Raw genomic sequence first — 4677 nt, forward strand, 5'->3', positions numbered from 1 at the left:
TAGTGATAATAACCTTTGTACTAACACTGCGGTCAGCAATCAAATTGTTAGCGCATGTCAGGGGATAGATAAAGTTTCAGACAACCAGTTCTTTTTCACCCTTTACCCAAATCCATGTAGTCATGAATTTACTTTAAAAATGAATGATGTATCAGAAAAAGCTATTCTCGAAGTTTATGATGCGCTTGGACAACTTGTTTTAACCAGGAGCCTTACCGAATCTGAAACGAGAGTGGATGTGGCCGAAATGCCGGAGGGAGTTTATGTGATTAGAGTGAAAGAAGGAAGCTCGAAGTTAACCAATGCGAAATTAATTATTCACTAGGAATGATTTGTATAAATTGATTAACCCCTCAAGGATTAAGACAAATGGGACATGTTTTTATTTGCGATCTTCTTTCTCACGTTCAAAGAATTAGTTAAAAAGCAGAACGCGCGTGAAGAGATTTTCATCTGGCAGTACAAATGTTTTTTTTAGTTGAATGTGACCTTTTTCCGAACACCAAACGGTGGCGCCATTTTTCGTTCCGGAATTCACATCCAGTTTCCAACAGAGTATTTTTCCAAAGCCTGGAACCTCAAGAAACTCTTTTCCAAGAACGCTGATTTTTAGTTGATATTCCATAAACAGGAGTCCGGGATTTACAACATTCACTTTGTAAGTTTCACCTTGCGAGAGATCAAGTTGCGCAATAATTTCGTCTTCTACCACCCCATTTAAGAACATGGTATTGGGTTTGATACTTGTTTTAACAGTATCCTTAAACACAATTTTGTTATGAATGGTTTTGGGCATAAAGATTACTTCTTCATTGTAACCCTCTGAGTTGAGTTTCGAGTAATAAGCCTGTGGGGCAAGGGTAAGCGGATCACAGATACTGGAATCGGTATCTATAAAGTTCTGCATGTGATAACGTTGAGTAATAGCCCTGCTTTTTTTTCCATTGTAAAATACAGAGTCAGAGGTTCTAACCAAAATCGATTGGAATAAAATTAAACCTTTTTTTGTTTCAGTGAATTGCAAATACTTTCTGGTGTAATTCTGAGAAGTAGTTGACACGGGTATTTCTGAGGAATTTTTTTTTAAATCCTGTTGAGAATAACAAGGGTGGGAAATAGTACATGCCAGAATTGCCTGAAAAAGCATGTACTTTTTCAAAAATAACTTAGAATTGCAATTGGTTAAACAGTTGAAAAAATTAAAATGCATTCGTTATTTAATTATGGTTAGAAAAGAATTTTATAGTCATTTAAATAAACAAGGTTAGTTAAACTGTTTGGCATTAAGTTTGTAATACTTCCCATTTCCTTAGCCAACAGAATTACAAATGTTATTATTTTAGTATTCTTTCAGCTTTTATTACATTGAATTCATGAGAACCACTAAATAGTTCTTCTAACATCCATGCATGACTGTTTCCATATATAACTAAAATTCTCTCATTCTCAGATACAACAAGCTTCTTGATATTAGAAAAAATTCGTGTATTTCTCCTATTCCAATAACCAGTTAAATCTGCTTCAATATAGTTGTGGCCAACTCCAACATCTACTAAGCCTGTTAAGAAAAACTGCTTGTATCTATGTTTCACTATTTCATTATTTAAAAAAACTAAATAATCTGTGATTGTCATCTCAGTTCGTAAGCTGTCAATATAAGTATTTGTCAGGTTGTTTGGTTCGTTATAAGCTTCCCATTTTATCAATTCACCACGTTGACTTGCATATAATTCCAAATCTGGAATGGTAGTATCTACTTCTACTTGCACTGGGCGATTATCAACACAATTTACTCCTTTCAAGCGGAGTTCCTTTGCTAGTTTAAATCCTATTTGATAAACTTCGCTATTCCCTAATTTCCAATTGTTAGTTAAATATTCATTAAACAATGAATCTAAAAGAGGCTGGTCTGGTAACATCATTTCTACTGCAATTTTAGTTGGGTTAAATTTTTTGATTTTCTTAATTAGTATAAGTAGTTCTTTTTGCCTCTTTTCAGAATGAACATAAAAATTGTTTTCCCCCTTTACGTCACTTACATTCTCTGCAAAATTGAAATGAAATGTTCCAAGAATCATTATAGGTGTTGATGTGTTCTTTTTAAGAACAGGGAAACGATCCATTGCTGTTTTTATAGTCTCTTGTCCAAGGCTAGGTATAGTATAACATAGAATTAAAAACGATATTGTAAATTGTTTTTTCATTGTAAAATCATTTTATGAAATATGCAAAGCTATCTCGATTGACGGTTGGATTGATTAAGTTCTTGATTTAAAAAATTAATAGCTTTTTCAAGTTGTGTATCTATATTTTTTAGATAGTCAGATAAAGTTTGTTCAACGAAAATGTCTGGAGGAATACCAAAACCTACAAATTCCGTTCCATCTGGATAGGTATCTTGTTTGGTGCACACTCGGGCTTGAGCTCCTCCCGGTAGAAGAAAATAATAAGGTTGACCAGTACTTCCAAAGGTTGGGGCTCCGATTTTAGTAAAATGTGGCTGTTTGTTAGCATATACCAAAAAATCCTCTGCGGCAGATGCTGTATTATGACCAATTAAAACAGCTGTAGGTATAATTAATCTCTTCTGACTCGTTTTTAAAGTTCTAGGTGCCTGAGGAAAATTATAGTAGTATTCTCCAATGTAACTTAGATATGCTTTACAATAATCTGGATTATTTGTCGTATCCTTTGGGCTTGTCATTTCTCCCCAAGCTTTGTAAGTGGCTATGTGGTTTCTGGTTCTGCTCTTTGAACCGCTAACCTTTTTATTCGGTATTAGATATTTAAGAATTTCCAATCCATAATCACCATTTCCACCGCCGTTATTCCTGAGGTCTATAATCAATGCCTTTGCCTCATACAATTCAGGGAGTTTGCTTACAAATAAAGAATCTATGGTTTTGTCTTGAAATGAATTTAATGCTAGATATGCGGTTTTATTTTCTTTCCATTTCAAACTAAGCAAGCTATTATCAGCATTTTTAATTGGATATATTTCAGTTTCAGAACATTTTGAGTGCTCAACTACTAATTCAATAATTTCACCGTTAGTTTTTTTTATTTTCAACTTGTATTTTTCTCCTTCTAATCCTTGTAGCATTTCTTCCGTTGAAATATCTTCAATAATATGACTGGTAGAAGAGGAAATGAAGGGAGAAACAAATCTATTTAAGTATTCATTGATAGGAAGATTGTTTACAGCTATTATTTCACTTCCCGGAGGAATAATTTCCTTTTTAGAGGGGTTTACACGCGTTATGATAGCCTTATGTTCAATGTTTTCAATAAATATCCTATACTCTCCAAACATGGTCTTCATAAGTTTTTTCTGTATAGCCTCTGGGTAATCAATATTTGTATGACCATCCTTAAGCATGGCACAAAACTGTTTCATTAATCGATAATAGTCGTAGTCGTTTTCTGTTTTCTGAACTTTATCTATTAGCGTTAGGTAAGTGCTATCCCATTCATTTTTATTTACTTTGCTTAGATACACAAAGTTGTAGTTCACTTCTTGCCAAAATCTTGATAAACCATAAACTTTTGCAGCAGGAGTAAGCGTATTAGACATTTGTGCGAATGTAGAAAATGAAGCAATAAGTAGATAGTATGTAAGAAGTTGTTTCATATTATTACTGATTAAAAATTACTTTTTTATTGTAAATTGATGCGACATTTTACTAAATCACGGTTGGCGATTCACACTTCCTTATCATTATTGTTCAGGCTCTTCAAAGTTGTCATAATAGGTAAAGTCTTTTGTGATTTTTCCATTTTCAATCGTAAAAATTGTACAAATTGGAAGTTCAAATTTTGAACCGTCCGATGTAGTTCCTGTTGAGATAAATTCTACAATTATATGTTTATCACTTGAAGGATAAACTTGAACGATTTCATCTTTTACGTCAGGGAAAATTTTACTGAGTCCAGAATACTTTTCAACTATTTGTTGCCTGGTTTGCTTAACGATACCGTTTCCAAGTGAAGGGTCTTTAAAATCAGAAGTTTCCGAATACATTTCCGCCATTTTAACCCATTCGTGATTGTTAAAGTGATCGTAATACTGTTTTACGATTTTTTCATGTTCCGTCGTTGCCATTTTAGTTGTACTAATATTATTACAAGAAGTAAAATAAAGTATTGCTAAAATTGTTATCAATACATGTTTCATTTGTCTATATTTTAGATTATTAATGGTTTTGCTCATTTGTTGATGAATGTTTGGAATGCTTTCATTTTGTCTTAAAAATCCATTTAATCGCTGCATCAATTATTTCATCATTGTCCGTTTCTGCTATGTCCTCAACTAGTATGTCAGGATGAATACTAGCTTTATATTTCTTGCCATTCCTGTCTGCCATTATTGTTGACGCTAGAAATATTTGAGATCCGTCTTTTAAGTCAAAACTTCCATTACCAGTTGTCAAACCCCAGGTTGGCTGCCCAAATGATTTAGTATTAGAATTACCAATAAACGATATGCTAACAACTTCACCGGAACTACCTGTTTGATTACCCGTCAATACTGCAATAGGCAGAATAGAAGTTAATTTATATGGTTTTGAAACATGCCACCCTTTGTAATCATCGCCGTAATATTTTCCATCCTTATAAAACCACGAATTAGACTTTCCTCTCACATCAATTAATGAGCCTAACTTTTCGGAACTAAAT

Annotated in this window: 6 protein-coding genes; 1 reads left to right on the forward strand and 5 read right to left on the reverse strand. The window is 33.3% G+C overall.

Going from position 1 to position 4677, the window contains the following annotated elements; translation table 11 throughout:
• Positions 1–325, forward strand: a 325-nt coding sequence (locus L6Q46_RS12800) for a T9SS type A sorting domain-containing protein (RefSeq protein ID WP_291284633.1), incomplete at its 5' end; no start/stop codon positions are given.
• Between the two features lie 90 nt (positions 326–415).
• Here L6Q46_RS12800 and L6Q46_RS12805 read toward each other — a convergent pair.
• From L6Q46_RS12805 to L6Q46_RS12825, 5 genes are all read right to left on the reverse strand, one after another.
• A complete protein-coding gene (locus L6Q46_RS12805) occupies positions 416–1159 on the reverse strand; it encodes a hypothetical protein (RefSeq protein ID WP_291284634.1) in 744 nt (247 codons plus the stop codon).
• Between the two features lie 175 nt (positions 1160–1334).
• Positions 1335–2204, reverse strand: a complete 870-nt coding sequence (locus L6Q46_RS12810; protein WP_291284635.1) for a DUF5694 domain-containing protein — start codon at positions 2202–2204, stop codon at positions 1335–1337.
• Positions 2205–2233: 29 nt separating this feature from the next.
• Positions 2234–3631, reverse strand: coding sequence for a S41 family peptidase (locus L6Q46_RS12815; protein WP_291284636.1), 1398 nt, complete (start codon positions 3629–3631; stop codon positions 2234–2236).
• Between the two features lie 87 nt (positions 3632–3718).
• Positions 3719–4174 carry a nuclear transport factor 2 family protein gene (locus L6Q46_RS12820; RefSeq protein WP_291284637.1) on the reverse strand — a complete coding sequence of 152 codons (456 nt, stop codon included), beginning with the start codon at positions 4172–4174 and terminating at the stop codon, positions 3719–3721.
• A gap of 61 nt (positions 4175–4235) precedes the next feature.
• A partial coding sequence (locus L6Q46_RS12825; RefSeq protein ID WP_291284638.1) for a S41 family peptidase occupies positions 4236–4677 on the reverse strand: 442 nt, incomplete at its 5' end.

Source organism: Flavobacterium sp., assembly GCF_023151265.1.
Lineage (GTDB): Bacteria > Bacteroidota > Bacteroidia > Flavobacteriales > Flavobacteriaceae > Flavobacterium.